This is a genomic window from Rouxiella aceris (assembly GCF_012933545.1).
GTDB classification, from domain to species: Bacteria; Pseudomonadota; Gammaproteobacteria; order Enterobacterales; family Enterobacteriaceae; genus Rouxiella; species Rouxiella aceris.
In genome coordinates, this window is sequence record NZ_JAADJU010000007.1 from 333,103 (window position 1) to 347,360 (window position 14,258).

At 52.7% G+C, this 14,258-nt stretch carries 13 protein-coding genes; 11 read left to right on the forward strand and 2 right to left on the reverse strand.

All coding sequences use genetic code 11. The features are described from left to right. The first annotated feature begins 129 nt into the window (after positions 1-129). From GW590_RS15095 to GW590_RS15110, 4 genes are all read left to right on the forward strand, one after another. Positions 130-1,224: an iron-containing alcohol dehydrogenase family protein gene (locus GW590_RS15095; RefSeq protein ID WP_169403873.1), complete on the forward strand. Its 1,095-nt coding sequence runs from the start codon at positions 130-132 to the stop codon at positions 1,222-1,224. Between the two features lie 278 nt (positions 1,225-1,502). Further along, on the forward strand, positions 1,503-2,237 hold the full coding sequence (locus GW590_RS15100) for a MipA/OmpV family protein (protein ID WP_169403874.1): 735 nt from the start codon (positions 1,503-1,505) through the stop codon (positions 2,235-2,237). Positions 2,238-2,293: 56 nt separating this feature from the next. Continuing rightward, a complete protein-coding gene (locus GW590_RS15105) occupies positions 2,294-3,520 on the forward strand; it encodes an MASE1 domain-containing protein (RefSeq protein ID WP_169403875.1) in 1,227 nt (408 codons plus the stop codon). A gap of 18 nt (positions 3,521-3,538) precedes the next feature. Then, positions 3,539-4,840, forward strand: a complete 1,302-nt coding sequence (locus tag GW590_RS15110; RefSeq protein ID WP_169403876.1) for an HdeD family acid-resistance protein — start codon at positions 3,539-3,541, stop codon at positions 4,838-4,840. A 102-nt stretch (positions 4,841-4,942) separates the two neighbouring features. Here GW590_RS15110 and GW590_RS15115 read toward each other — a convergent pair whose 3' ends face one another. Continuing rightward, positions 4,943-5,923: a LysR family transcriptional regulator gene (locus tag GW590_RS15115; RefSeq protein WP_169403877.1), complete on the reverse strand. Its 981-nt coding sequence runs from the start codon at positions 5,921-5,923 to the stop codon at positions 4,943-4,945. A gap of 212 nt (positions 5,924-6,135) precedes the next feature. Between GW590_RS15115 and argH the strand changes: the two genes are divergently transcribed. The 7 genes from argH to GW590_RS15150 are packed head-to-tail and all read left to right on the forward strand — an operon-like array spanning position 6,136 to position 13,243. Continuing rightward, positions 6,136-7,563: an argininosuccinate lyase gene (argH, locus tag GW590_RS15120; RefSeq protein WP_169403878.1), complete on the forward strand. Its 1,428-nt coding sequence runs from the start codon at positions 6,136-6,138 to the stop codon at positions 7,561-7,563. 17 nt (positions 7,564-7,580) lie between these two features. Next, on the forward strand, positions 7,581-8,450 hold the full coding sequence (locus tag GW590_RS15125; protein WP_169403879.1) for an amino acid ABC transporter permease: 870 nt from the start codon (positions 7,581-7,583) through the stop codon (positions 8,448-8,450). A 13-nt stretch (positions 8,451-8,463) separates the two neighbouring features. Beyond that, positions 8,464-9,228, forward strand: a complete 765-nt coding sequence (locus GW590_RS15130; RefSeq protein ID WP_169403880.1) for an amino acid ABC transporter ATP-binding protein — start codon at positions 8,464-8,466, stop codon at positions 9,226-9,228. Between the two features lie 41 nt (positions 9,229-9,269). Further along, the gene (locus GW590_RS15135) at positions 9,270-10,097 is read left to right on the forward strand and encodes an ABC transporter substrate-binding protein (RefSeq protein WP_169403907.1); all 828 of its coding nucleotides are present in this window, start codon (positions 9,270-9,272) and stop codon (positions 10,095-10,097) included. Between the two features lie 23 nt (positions 10,098-10,120). Beyond that, positions 10,121-10,975 carry a polysaccharide deacetylase family protein gene (locus GW590_RS15140; protein WP_169403881.1) on the forward strand — a complete coding sequence of 285 codons (855 nt, stop codon included), beginning with the start codon at positions 10,121-10,123 and terminating at the stop codon, positions 10,973-10,975. After that, on the forward strand, positions 10,965-11,882 hold the full coding sequence (locus GW590_RS15145; RefSeq protein ID WP_169403882.1) for a polysaccharide deacetylase family protein: 918 nt from the start codon (positions 10,965-10,967) through the stop codon (positions 11,880-11,882). Before GW590_RS15140 ends, GW590_RS15145 begins: the two co-directional genes overlap by 11 nt. Further along, a complete protein-coding gene (locus GW590_RS15150; RefSeq protein WP_169403883.1) occupies positions 11,879-13,243 on the forward strand; it encodes an MmgE/PrpD family protein in 1,365 nt (454 codons plus the stop codon). The genes GW590_RS15145 and GW590_RS15150 overlap by 4 nt, the downstream gene beginning before the upstream one ends. Positions 13,244-13,343: 100 nt before the next feature. Here the strand turns inward: GW590_RS15150 and GW590_RS15155 are convergent, their stop codons facing one another. Next, entirely contained in the window at positions 13,344-13,553 is a 210-nt protein-coding gene (locus tag GW590_RS15155; protein ID WP_169403884.1) for a hypothetical protein, read from the reverse strand. Positions 13,554-14,258: the final 705 nt, after the last annotated feature.

The window sequence follows — 14,258 nt, forward strand, 5'->3', positions numbered from 1 at the left end:
AATAGTGCTTTCCTGTCTGTAACGGACAGAGTTCGGCCCGTTATGGCGCAAAGTTTGCTTATCTCACCACGCATGACCATTAGCATGCAGCCTGAAACATCATGACCAAAGTCGACAGAGAGGCAGTAAATGCAAGCACAGAATATTATTTTCCCCGCTCAAATTTTGCGCGGCCCCGGCGTAATTTCCCAACTTGGCGCTATCTGTAGCCGGTTAGGTAAACGCGCGTTGGTGATCGGCGGCCATCAGGCGTTGGCGGCGGTTGGGGACAACATTCGTCACTGCCTGGAGGGCACGTCGGTGACGCTGGTGGGCAGCGAATGGTATGGCGGCGAGTGCAGCGAAGGGCATATTCTGCGTTTGGCTAAACAGGTAGTCGCCTTATCTGCGGATATTATTATCAGCGTCGGTGGCGGAAAATCACTGGATACTGGCAAAGCCGTCGGCGTTGCCTGTCAGATCCCGGTAGTGACCCTACCGACCATTGCTGCGACCTGCGCGGCCGTAACCCCGCTGTCCATTCGCTACTTTGATGATGGACATTTCCGCGATCTCTATCCGTTGCCTCAGGCGCCCGCAGCGGTAATAATCGATAGTCAACTGCTTGCCCAGGCGCCGCTGCGCTGGCTGGCGGCCGGATTGGGCGATACCCTGGCTAAATGGTATGAATTCCGAGCCATCAGCAGTCAGCACAGTGATTTAAGCGGCGTAGCGCGCTCATCGAGCGCCAACAGTCGTATTTGCTATGATCTGATCGCCGCCTATGGCGCGCCAGCCTGTGATGCAGTGCGTGCGGGAAAAGCCAATAGCGAGCTGGACCAGGTACTGGATGCCATCTTTATGTTTGCTGGTTTGACTTCCCTTATGAGCAGCGGTGCCCATGCGGCGGCGTCGCACGCGATATATGAAGGTTTTACCGTCTGTGATAAAACCCGTGAATTTGGTCATGGATTATTGGTCGGTCTCGGTAATCTGTGTTTGTTGGCGTTGGAAGATCGCAGTGATGAGGAACTGCGCGAAGCGGTGTTATTGTCCCACGCCTGTGCCGTGCCTCTGCGTTTAAGGGAAATTGCCGAACTCAATGATCAGGAGCTGGCCAGTATTATTCAAGCTTCACTCCATGCGCCCGATATGCAAAATATGCCGCATGCGGTGACTGCCGATGCGCTGTATGCTGCCTTTGCCCGCGTTGAGTCCATGGCGGATGCGCTGGCACTTTATTAGTTGCGAAGGCGTCAAAAGAGGTTCTCAATAACCTGGGATGAAGCCTCTCTTTTAGCGCTGCTGATGATGATTTTGTTGGCAAATTCTGCCGCTAATTAGCGGCATTTTTTATTTTTAACGAAGTTGATTTAAATATATTTAATTGATAAATATCGATATTTCACCTTTTACTATTGTAAGACTATCGCCTACACTTGTAACTAAATATGCATTCTCAGTCGCTGTTCAACGAACCAATAACAATGACATATACTGGCTGAGCCCTGGAGGTTAACAGCATGATAACCAGGATCTTGAGCGCATCGTTGCTCCTTATCGCTGTCACTACACAGGCAAAAGACTTGGCATTGGGTCTGGATAATGAATGGCAAATCTCTCCTTACCGTGCCACTCGCGTGGATTATTTTCCATTCCCGTTACTTACCTGGACGGGGGATACTTTCTATATTGACGGTGATGAAGCAGGCATCCTGGCGTGGAAGGATGAGTATAATGAATTAAAAATCAAGGGATTATGGTTCGATCGTAGCTACGATCGCGGTGACGGTAATGGTTGGGCAATGCAACAGCTAAATAACCGTCGCACGACCATGATGGCGGGGGTCAGTTATCAGCGTATTACTCCGCTGGGGGCATTATTTGGGCAAGTTGCCGCCGATACCCTCGGCGTAAGCAACGGAATTATGGCGACGCTATCCTGGCAAGCTCTGCTGCCTATCGAGCAATTGGCCGTAATCCCTGCCTTTGGCCTGGACTGGGAAAGTGCTCGCCAAAACCGTTACTATTATGGCGTCTCGGATGCAGAATCTGAACGCAGTTCCTTGCCAGCCTATAATCCAACGGCAAGCCTTACCCCCTGGATCCAGATGGCCTTCGATTATACCTTTTCTCCTCGTTGGGATGGTTATGCCTCAGCGCGGGTGAATTTTCTCGATCAGACGGTGACATCCAGTCCAATGGTCGATAAATCGCAAAGTTATGTAGTTGATGTTGGGGTTAATTATCATTTTTAAGGGCAGGCAGCCTGTCCTGATTCGGGCTGTAAACGCGCAATAGGGAGGACAACACATTGCGGACTCTTCGCCTGGGCTTGACGCTGATTGGCTGGGCCTGTCTTTATGCCATATTAGGCTATATCTCGTTGCTATTGGATGACCCTTATACCCGAGTGGCCTTTGTCTGGTTTCCCGCCGGGGTCGCGGTGGCCGCCTTCTTATTTAACGCCAAACGTCACTGGCCAGCGCTGTTTTTCGCCTTGTTTATCGCACGTATGCTGCTTGATGCCGGCATGTTGCATAATCTTGAAACTTCCTTTGTTTTATCCGCTATCTCCCTGGGTTCAGATTTGGCCGTAGCTTACTGCACCCGTCGTTTTTCGCGCCGAGGTGACGATCTCAATATTATTCTGGTTTGGCTACTCGCCTCGTTGATCATCAGCGCTCTCGCCGCACTGCTGGGGGTCGGATGGCTATCATTCAGTAAGCATATCTCTCTGTCACACTTCTGGGTGTGGTGGGCAGCCAACGTCAGCGGAATTATTGCCGTCAACATTATGTTGGCTGGCTGGATGGTAAACCAGGGCAGCATGACCCGTTTGTCGCGGCCAATGCAACTGGGAATAGGTGTATTGCTTCTGGCGGCAACGCTGCTGGCGACCTGGCATATTTTTAGTCAGTCGTTGAGTCTGGCGGATAATACGGCACTGATTTTCTTGCGTACTGTCTTGCCGATTGTACTTATTTTGCTGTTGACCATTATTGTCGGCAGCAGGGCCGGTTCTCTGACCTTCCTTGTTCTCGCCGCGCTGGTGGTTTTTTATTCCTGGCAGGGGCTTGGTCCGTTCTTTTTAAGCGGTCTGAACAGCAATGAATCATTACTTCTGGCGCAGTGCTATCTGTGTACTATCGCGCTGTTGTTGGTCTTTGTGCGCATTTTGACGCGCAATATCAAGTCGGTCAGCCCTGAGTCGGCGTTTAGCCAACGCTACCATATGGCAATGCCGACCGGCACGTTAACCTGGGACAATCCGGCGCTATTTGGTGCGGTTCGGCTGCCGAACAACCGACAGGGGTTACTGGATGCCGTTGCTCCTGAGGAGGTTAACGGACTGCTGGCCTATTGGCAGCAGGCAATTGATGACGGAGCCAGTCGTTATGGCTACACCTTTCATTTAACGCTGGCAGACGGCAAAAACTTTACCATTTCACAGCAAGAACTGATCCGCGTCGACAGCGAGCAAGGATTTGCATTGATAGGACGATGGAATGTGGTGCACGGAAACTCTCCCGCTAAATAATAAAAGCGAGTATTGAGCATGGTTCAAATTGCGTTGTTACTTTTTGGTACGCGTTTTACCCGCAAGAAAGCGCTACCGTTAGCATTGATCGCGTTGTTGTGGTTAGTCCTCGGGGTGGTCATTATTATTGATGGTCTTGATGGTGTTCGCTATTTTCCATTGCGTACTTTTGGTGCCTTGTTGCTGATCGAAAGTATGGTCACGCTGTTTATGGCTTCCAGTGCGTCTGGTGCGCAAAGGGCAATCTTTACCTTTAAAGGTGGCATCTTTTGTTTTGTTGCACTGATGATCCTCTGCGGTCGTTCAACCAGCGATATGTTGTTGGCGATTTTTTTCGGTTTTAGCTACTTCATTACCGCCATACTGATGATGCTGGCCGCCTGGGTGGTGCGCTTTGAACGCTGGAAACAGACCTTTATCGGCGGGATCGGTCGCTTCGCGTTCGCCGTTTTTCTGGTCACGCCGTGGCCGACCCACTACCACGACACCCTGTCATTATTTATCGGTATGACGCTGATCCTGGGCGGTATCAATACCCTTAATATCGCCTTGAGCCTGCGGCATTTACAGCAGGGCAGTTCTATCTTTCAATTGTTTGCCCCGGTAAGTTTGCTGAAAAATGTTGCCAGACGCCGTCCCGGCAAGGTGTTTGATGCCCGGGATATGGGGGCGCAGGGACAAGGGCTTACGGTCCATATCTGGACGCCGGAGGGCACCTCAGCCAATCCCGCGCTGCCAAGGCCGGTGATCAATCGCTATATTGCTGCTGTCGATAGCAATGGTGTGATCTCCACCGGGCATGCGGCGTTGGAAATGACTCCGGACCTCTATATCAGCCTTTATCCTGCCACTGAAATTGACCGTTCACCGGGGGAATTTTTTAATATCCTGAAGGCGACACAGGAAAATAATGTAGCGGGCGTCTTCCAGCCAAGCTATCGGCATGAAGCAGAAGAGTGGTGCGAATCGACGCGCAAAATTATCTTCTCTCGCTATAACGAAGCCAGCCTGCGACACTTCTGGGAACATTATCGGCAAGATGAAATCTATAATTTGACCTGGCGAAACTGTTCCAGCAGCGTTGCCTTTGCCCTGGAAGCCGCTATGGATGGCGTTCTGGCTTCCCGGCACCATGATTGGTTAGCCTTTATCCGTCTGTTCTTTATGCCCGAGCTGTGGATTGCTGCACAGCTAAGACGGCGGGCGACCACCATGGCCTGGACTCCGGGATTGGTAGCCGATTACGCCCGGGCAATTCGCGCGTTGGTTCATCTCGCCGGGATGAGGCTAAAGCAGGAACAAAAGGCCGCAGAGGGATAACGGCTGACCCGTCCTCTCTAAGGTCGCAGTCCCTGTTGCACCACTGCGCACAGGCGTTGCCTTATGCTAGTGCGCAATTCCTGGACTGCATATCGTCAGGAGCTAGCCCACTGAACGCAGCGCTGCGCTTTGTCCGTTATCCTGTAACGCCTTAAGAAATAGCGTTAATACATTATTTAATGCACTGCCTTTTTTAACTACCAGGCTAAAGGGAGTAGTGATTTTTATTTTATCCGGGGCTAAAGCTTTAAGTCTGTTGCCCCCAAAAAGGTGCATGGCATAGTGTTTTGGCAAAAAGCCAATATAGTTGCCGGTAAGAATAAGCAGGCTGACAGCTTCCACCTGCACCGCGATAGCATTAGAGTTTGCTAACGGCAGATAACTGTTTTTTTCACTGTGATTGGCATAAAAATGGTTGACGATTTCTGCGGATTTTATTTGTTGTTGGGTAATATCTTCATCAGCCAAAAGATAAAACGGATGTTTATCACCGCAGTAGAGATGGGTTATTTCTTCATAAAGATCGTAATAGTCAAAGTCAGGTTTTTCCTGATAGACCGGCATAATTCCGCAGGTAAAGCGACCATCGAGGATGCCGCGTTCAATTTCGTCAAGCTGGGTGGCGTGGAGTCGAATACTGACTTTGGCTGCCTTGCGGTGCATAACGCCAAGCGCATGAATAACTGGTGAATTTTCATCAGTAATGCTGTTGTCGATAATGCCGATATTCAGCTCGCCAAACATATCATGGCGCGCAGTATTTAACTTGTCACGAAACTGATTAAGGGATGAAAACAGATCGAGACAGGCTTGATAGGTAACTTTACCGTGTTCGGTAAGATAAAAACCCTCTCTGCCACGGGTGCAAAGTTTCATACCAAAGCGCACTTCAAGGTCGGAGATTTGTTTACTGATCGCTGCCAGACCAATATTTAGTTCATTACAGGCAGCAGTAAATCCACCGGCTTCCACTACCGTCTTAAAGACACGCAAAAGCTTTAAATCTGCAACACCAATGCCCGCCTGGTTTAAATCACTTTTTGTGGGTGATGTGTTTCCTGATTTGGAAAGTGGACTTTCCATAAAATATATTTACCCCCACTACAAATGACGCCAACATCCAATTAACCAAGATTTCTCAATTAATAAATTTACAAGTGCTGAACAGTTCGCTGCCACGCGTTTTGCTGGTGGGCACCGCGGCAATCAAATTGCCCTTATGCCCCCTGTGACCCGGCCCTGTACAGCCTCTGTGTTAGCAAATTGCAACATCTATGCCATAAAAGGAGTCGTCAATGTCCCAGCCCGTCGATCGTCTGTGGGGTGCTCGTTTTAAACAAGGTCCGGCAGCGGCGCTTAGCGCTTTATCTCGTAGCCCTGACTACTATTTTGCCCTGACCGAATATGACCTGGAGGGTTGTCGCGCCCACGCTTATGAGTTGCAACGCGCAGGACTGCTCGACGATCGGGAAACTCAACAAATGGTGGCGGCGATTGCCCAGATGGCTGCCGACTTTCGTGCTGGCCTGGTACAGCCCAGCGAAAATGATGAAGACGTCCATACCTTTATCGAAAGGGTTCTCACCGAACGTCTTGGTGAGCTGGGTGGCAAGCTGCGGGCCGGACGTTCGCGTAACGACCAGACAGCCAACGATCTGCGCCTGTATCTGCGTGACAATGGTCGCAAGATTGTCGCCGCTCTGCTAGCGCTGCAACAGGCATTGGTCAGGCAGGCCGAATTGCATATTCATACCCTGGCCCCCGGTTTTACCCATTTGCAACAGGCGCAGCCCATCGTGTTTGGCCATCAACTGCTGGCCCACGCCCAGTCGTTTGCCCGCGATGTCGAACGCTTTCAGGACTGGGACAAACGCTGTGCGCGCTCACCGCTCGGTGCTGCTGCCATGGCTGGTTCAGCCATTGCCATGCATCCGGAACTGTCGGCCAAAGATTTGGGCTACGACGGTGCCTGTGAAAACTCCATCGATGCCGTCGCCAGCCGTGACCATGTCGCTGAATTTCTGTTCGCCGCCAGCATGCTTGGCGTCAACCTGTCGCGGATCTGCGAAGAAGTCTGCCTGTGGGCCTCCCGGCAGTTTCGCTGGGTGGAGTTAAACGATGGTTATGCCACTGGCAGCTCCATTATGCCGCAAAAGAAAAACCCCGATATCGCCGAACTGACGCGCGGTAAAAGTGGCCGTCTGATTGGCAATCTCAGCGCCATGCTCACCACCATGAAAGGCTTGCCGCTCTCTTACAATCGCGATCTGATCGAAGACAAACGCAATGCCATCGACAGCGTTGACCAGTTACTGCTGGTTCTGCCCGCCATGGCCGGGATGATCGACACCATGGAGGTCAATGTGGCGCGACTGCGCGAACATGCCCCTGAAGGTTTTACATTGGCAACGGAAGTGGCGGACTGGCTTTCCCGTCGTGGCGTGCCTTTTAAAGAGGCGCACGAAATCACCGGCCAACTGGTGCAGCTTTGCGAACAGCAGCAACTGGAATTACACCAACTCAGCGATACCCAGTTGCAACAGGTCGATAGCCGCCTGTTACCGCAAGTGCGCGACTGCCTGACGCTGGAAGCGGCAATCCATGCCCGCAGCGGTTGGGGCGGCACCTCGCCGTTGCGCGTGGCCGAGCAAATCTCACGTCTGAAAATTGTGCTGCAGCAGCAATCCGCCTGGGTTTCGGCTTACAGCGGTCTATCTCTTTAATCTCAACGGAGTTTGCTATGCCGAACTTACGCGCCAATGTGCCGGAGAACAAAACACCAGTGAGAGATCTCAGCGACTACAGCTACGTACCACAGCGCTACTACGGCCGAATTTTCGCCTCGGTGGTGATCCTGCTGTTACTGGCTTTACTGATCAATGCCTTTGCCCACGGCAAAATTGAGTGGCGGTTTGTTGGCCAATTTCTCACCGCCCAGGCCATTCTGTTTGGCCTGGCTAATACCATTGTCATGTCGATCCTGGCGATGGGGCTGGGGGTGATTTTTGGCGTCATTGTTGCGGTGATGCGCATGTCGCACAACCCGGTATTACGCAGCGTGGCTATTGGCTATACCTGGATTTTTCGCGGTACGCCGCTGATCCTGCAATTGCTGCTGTGGTTCAATCTGGCGCTGATTTTTCCGGTGATCAGCATTCCTGGGCTGTTCACTATTCAGACAGTGGACATTATGTCGCCATTTATGGCGGCGCTGCTGGGGCTGAGTATCAACCAGGGAGCCTATACCTCGGAAGTGGTGCGTGCCGGGTTGATTTCGGTGGACCAGGGGCAGTACGAAGCGGCGAAATCCATTGGCATGACTCGTCTGCATGCGCTGCGCCGCATTATTTTGCCCCAGGCCATGCGGGTGATCATTCCGCCAATTGGCAACGAGTTTATCAGTATGGTGAAGACCACCAGTCTGGCCAGCATGATCCAGTACTCCGAACTGCTTTATAACGCGCAAACCATCTACTTTGCCAATGCCCGCGTAATGGAACTGCTGTTTGTTGCCGGCATCTGGTACCTGGTGGTAGTGACGCTGCTGTCGATGGGGCAAAACCGTCTTGAGCGTTATTTTGGCCGTGGCACCCGCCGCCGTAACAGCTAAGGAGAAGCCAACCATGAAAAACATTATTACCGCGGTCAACGTCAATAAATATTTTGACCAGTTCCAGGCATTGAAAAATATCAACCTCGAAGTCAGACACGGCGAAGTCATGTGCGTAATTGGGCCAAGCGGTTCCGGGAAAAGCACTTTTTTACGCTGTATTAATCAGTTGGAACGCATCGATAGCGGCGGTATCTGGGTCGATGACGAACTGGTGGGCTATCGCATGGAGGGCAAAAAGCTCTACCCACTAAACGATAAGCAGATTGCCCGCCAGCGGCTGAAAACCGGCATGGTGTTCCAGCGCTTTAATCTTTTTCCCGACAAAACGGCGCTGGAAAACATTATCGAAGGTCCGTGCCAGGTATTGCTGCGACCGGTCAAAGAGGCCACTCAGGAAGCGATGGCGTTGCTGGAACGCGTTGGCCTGGCCCACAAGCGTGATGCCTATCCGATGGAGCTTTCCGGCGGTCAGCAGCAGCGCGTGGCCATTGCCCGTGCCCTGGCGATGAAACCCAAACTAATGCTGTTTGATGAACCTACCTCGGCGCTGGATCCTGAAATGGTCGGCGAAGTGTTGGCGGTAATGCGCAGCCTGGCTGCAGAAGGGATGACGATGATTGTTGTCACCCATGAACTTGGTTTTGCGCGAGAAGTTGCTAATCGCGTGGTCTTTATGGATGAAGGCGGAATTATAGAAAGTGGTAATCCGGAAGATGTTTTGCTGAATCCACAAAACCCCAGAACGCAGAATTTTATTTCTGCCGTGCTGATTTAAATACTCTTACACATGGGAATACCTTTATGAACAAGCCAGTGCTGAAGAAAACCTTGTTATCGCTGATTGCCGCCGGTGTGGTGATGAATGCCGCCGTTTGGTCCTCAGCCACCGCTGCCGCAGAATTGAGCCAAAAAGAAGAAATCAAAGTGGCGATGATGCCCAACTACCCGCCGTTGGAATTTAAAGATCCGGCAACCAATCAGCTCACCGGTATGGACTATGACCTGGGCATGGAGATTGGCAAGCGTCTCAATCGTAAAATCAGCTGGCAGGAAATCGGTTTCGAACAAATGGTTAACGCCGTGGCCACCAAGCGCGTGGATATGATCCTCTCCGGAATGACGGATACCAAACCGCGCCAGGACATTGCCACCTTTGTTGACTACTACAACAGCGGTCCGCAGTTCTATACCACCATTGCTCATAAAGACATCAATACCATGCTGGATTTGTGCGGCAAGAAAGTCGGCACCAGCCGTCGCACCACCTTCCCGGCTGAAATTGCCGCCTGGAGTGCAGCCAACTGCGAACCGGCCGGTAAACCGGCGATTGTGGTGGTCGGCGCCGAGGGAACAGCCGATGCGCGTACTCAGTTACGTCAGGGCCGTATTGAAGGCGTAGTGCAGGGCAGTGAAACGCTGCCCTACATTATGGAACTGGAAAAAGATACCTACAAACCGTTGGGCAAAGCCTTTGCCTATCAGGTGACCGGTATGGGCATCAGCAAAGATGATACGGCGCTTATTGAAGGTGTGAAAGGGGCACTGACTGCCATGATCGCCGATGGCACCTATCTGAAAATCCTCACCAAATGGGGTCTGCAAGACGGCGCCATCAAGGAAGTCTCGATTAATAAAGGCAAGTAATCAACTGTAGAGCGGGATAACTCATGACGATATCGACTGCGACCAGTTTATGGCCGCAAGGTAACAAAGGCTGTATGGCACTGGCGTTTGACCTCGATGGTCCAACCGGCGATGCCATGCTTAATGGCTCCATCTGGCACAAGCCTGAGTATTTCACTTTTGGCGGCTATGGACCCTATCGGGCTCTGGCCCGCATTCTCGACTTGCTGGATGACTATCAGCTACCGGCTACTTTTTTTGTGCCTGCCTGGGTGGTCGAGAATTGGCCAAAACAGTGTCAGGCGATTGTCGAGCGCGGGCACGAAGTGGCTTACCACGGCTATCGTCATGAGTCTTTTTACGCCATAGATGCCGAAAAGCAGCGTTGGGTGATGGAAAAATCCCGCAACATCTTCTGGCAGTACCTCGGCATCCGCGCCGAAGGTTTTCGCACCCCCTCCGGCGACTGGCATCAGGATACTCCGGCAATGTTGATTGAGGCGGGTGTCACTTATTCCAGCAGTATGCGCGGCGACGATCGGCCTTATTTGATTAAGGTGCCGGGCTATGATGCCCCGCTGGTGGAGATCCCCGGACGTTGGGAAATGGATGATTATGCCTCTATTGCCTATACCCGTGAGCCAAATTTTCCGTCAGGACTGGATCGCACCGCCAGCTATGCGCTAACGCTGGATAACTGGTGCCGCGAGTACGATGGAGCCATGAACGAAGGCCTCAGTTTAACCACGTTGTTTCATCCAAAAATCAGCGGTAAACCAGGACGCATTATGCTACTTGACCGATATTTTGACCACTTGCGCAGCCGTGATGATGTCTGGTTTGCTCACTGCCGTGACGTTGCCCATTGGTGGAGACAGGAGCATAGCGATGTTAAATAAACAGCCCGCTCTCCTGGACAAATGGCCGCAAGGGAAGCGCTGTGCGCTGGTGATCACTGTAGATTTTAATGATATTCAGGGGATCCTCAGTCAGGTGCCTGCGGTGGCCGGGCGTGAAAAGACGCTGTCGGTGTGGCGCTATGGCACGCTGCGCGGTATCGACCGTCTGTTGGCGTTGCTGGCGGATAAAAATATGCCCAGCAGTTGGTGTGTTCCCGGTATTGTGGCCGATGAACATGCCGATAAAATCAGGCAAATTGCTGCAGGCGGTCATGAATTGGCGACCTGCGGCTATGAATTTGCCAATTTTGATAACTTGACGCTGGCTCAGCAAATTTCCAGTCTGCAGCGCGGTCAGGCGGCGCTAAAAACGCATACCGGCATCCAACCGCGCGGTTTTCGTATCCCGTCAGGCAACTGGGCTCCGGGATTTGCCGATGCGCTCAGCGCACAGGGTATTAGCTGGAGTTCCTCATGGCGCGGCGATGATCTGCCTTACTTCCAGCCGATGAATGACGGTTTGCCCTCTACCCTGGTGGAGTTGCCGCTGCATTATGAACTGGAAGATGAACCCTATTTTGCCTTTAATCTCAGTCCCGCTGTGCCGCCGGCCCAGTCGCGCATTGCTTCCTATAGCCACACTTTGGAAAATATGAAAATGGACTTTGACGGTTTTTACCGCTTTGGCTTGTGCTATGTGTTGCGCTTGCATCCGGAAGTGATCGGTACGGCGGGACGCATCGGTCTGCTGGCTGAACTGCTGGATTATATTACCTCATATCCCGATGTCTGGGTGGCTCGCGCCGATCATCTGGCCGACTGGTGGCTTCAGAGCCAGCCACAAAATGAGGCCAGCCATCCGGCACAAATCTGGCAGCAACATACGCAAAATGGAGTGCAATTATGAGTAAAGGGCAAGATGCACAATCGCAGCTGGTGTCCTTTATCCGCCACACCCGTTTTGAGGATCTGCCCGTTGAACTGGTCGCACGAACCAAGCGTCATCTTATTGATACGCTGGGCGCGGGGCTGGTGGGAGCGACCAGTCAGGTGGCGAAAGAGGTGAGCGCGGTGCTGCTCAGTGAAGGGGCTACGCCGCTGGCAACGCTGTGGGGCCGTAAGGAATATACTTCGGCGCGTAATGCGGCACTGCTTAATGGCATAGCTGCTCATGCCTTCGAGCTGGACGATACTGGCGGCTGTGATCATTCCGGTGCCGTAGTTATCCCGGCAATCCTGGCGATATTGCCTCTGTGTCAGCGGGTAATCAGCGGCGAAGAGTTGATTACTGCCGTGGTGATTGGCTACGACGTGGCGCGACGAGTGCTGGAAGCCTGCGGGGGTTACTCGGCACATAACGGTGCCGGTTGGCACTCCACCTCAACCTGCGGCGTCTTTGGTGCGGCGGCGGCGGCGGCAAGGCTCTTGGCCCTGGACGACAGCCAAATCTCCAGCGCACTGGGGATTGCCGGCAGCTTCAGTGGGGGGCTGTGGGCCTTTATCCACGATGGTTCGCAAAGCAAAAAACTGCATGCTGGCAGAGCCGCCGAGGGGGGAGTGCTGGCGGTATTAAGCGCTCAGGCCGGGATAAGCGGTCCGGGGCAGCTATTTACCGCGCGCTGGGGCGGCTTTCTGCAAACCCTGGCCCCGACAACGGCCGAGCCCGCAGCACTGGTGGCAGAACTTGGGCAAGTCTGGAAATTGCTGCGTTGCTCAATCAAGCCTTATGCCTCCTGTCGTGGTACTCATTCAGCGATTGACGCAACTGGCATATTGCTTGAACGTCTGGCTGTTGCCGGTAGTGATATTGCCGAGGTGCAGATCACCCTATCGCCTTTCCTCTATGAGATGTGCGGTGATGAGCAAATCAGCTCGCTGGCGGCGGCGCAAATGAGTATCCGTTATGCGGTGGCAGCACGTCTGGTCTACGGACATGCCGGGCTTGATGCCTACGGCGGCACTCAACGACGCGACCCCGTGTTGTTGGCGGCTATCGCCCGGGTCAATTTGCAGGTAGATCCGACATTTAGCGCCGACGGAGAACCGCTGGTTACCCTGGTGAGTAAGCAGGGTGACCGCCTTAGCCTGCGGGTCGATATTGCGCTTGGCGCCCCGGCTAACCCGGTCAATGACCAGCAACTGTGGGATAAATTTATCTCTCTGGCAAGCAAGGCACTTCCGGAGGAACAGGCCAGGCATTTATGGCGTGCGGTACTGTCGCTGGAAGCGTGTGACGACGTCAGAGTGATTGAAGCTTTACTGCGGTGAGGCGGTCCGGGGTTCTTCAAGGGAGGGCCCTTGAGGATCCCCGTAGGAGGGGCTGTTTTAGAAACAGGGAAATCTTTTGTGGGATGGCTTAAAAGTCAATTTACTCCGAGCAAAGGGTTTCGGTTTTAATTGCAAATTTGCTTTTAACTTCAAGGTCAAGGTCAAGGTCAAGGGCAAGGGCATTCGCTGCGCTCACTGGGCGGCGGCCCAGACCGCCCAAAGGAGGCGAAGGCGCGCCTCCTTTGGAATCCTGCGCCTTGTCCAAATTGAACAGTGTCGTGCCCTCGGTTGTAGTTTTTTCCAGTGACATTTGTGTGTGGCCTAAACCACGCCGCTTCGCGGTCCCTTCACTCGGTCGCGAGCCAAAAGCGTCTCGCTCCACGTCGCTCAGCGTAGGTTTTGAATCGGCCAACAAGCATTTACTGAAAAACCGGCAACATTAAAGGTCAACTGCGAAAGATAAAAAGACTAAAAGACAAAAAGACAAAAAGACAAAAAGACAAAAAGACAAAAAGACAAAAATTTTGCCGCTGAAACGGCACGGTGTGCATAGTTGGCTGGCACATTCAGAGACAGCGCCGCGCGAAGAGGAGGGAGACGTTTTTGGCTCCCGACCGAGCAAGGGGACTGCGCAGCAGCGCGGCTCGTGCCACGCTGGGGGTAACTGAAACATAGCCGGTAATAGGCAGCAGACGAATCAACAACACCAAAAGGCCCAGGATTGTTAAGGAGCGGGCCAGCGCTCCTTAACTCGGTTCGGCACAGCGGGTTAAGCGGCCACTGCAATTATAAAACCGAAACAACTCCTCATAGCCCATTGACTTTAAAACACAAATTACCATTTAAGCCCAACCCGAAACAGCTTCTCTAAAGCCAATGGCCTTTAAAACCAAAAATTGCCATTTAAGACATGCTTGCTGGCACATTCAGAGACGGCGCCGCGCGAAGAGGAGGGAGACGTTTTTGGCTCCCGACCGAGCAAGGGGACTGCGCAGCAGCGCGGCTCGTGCCACGC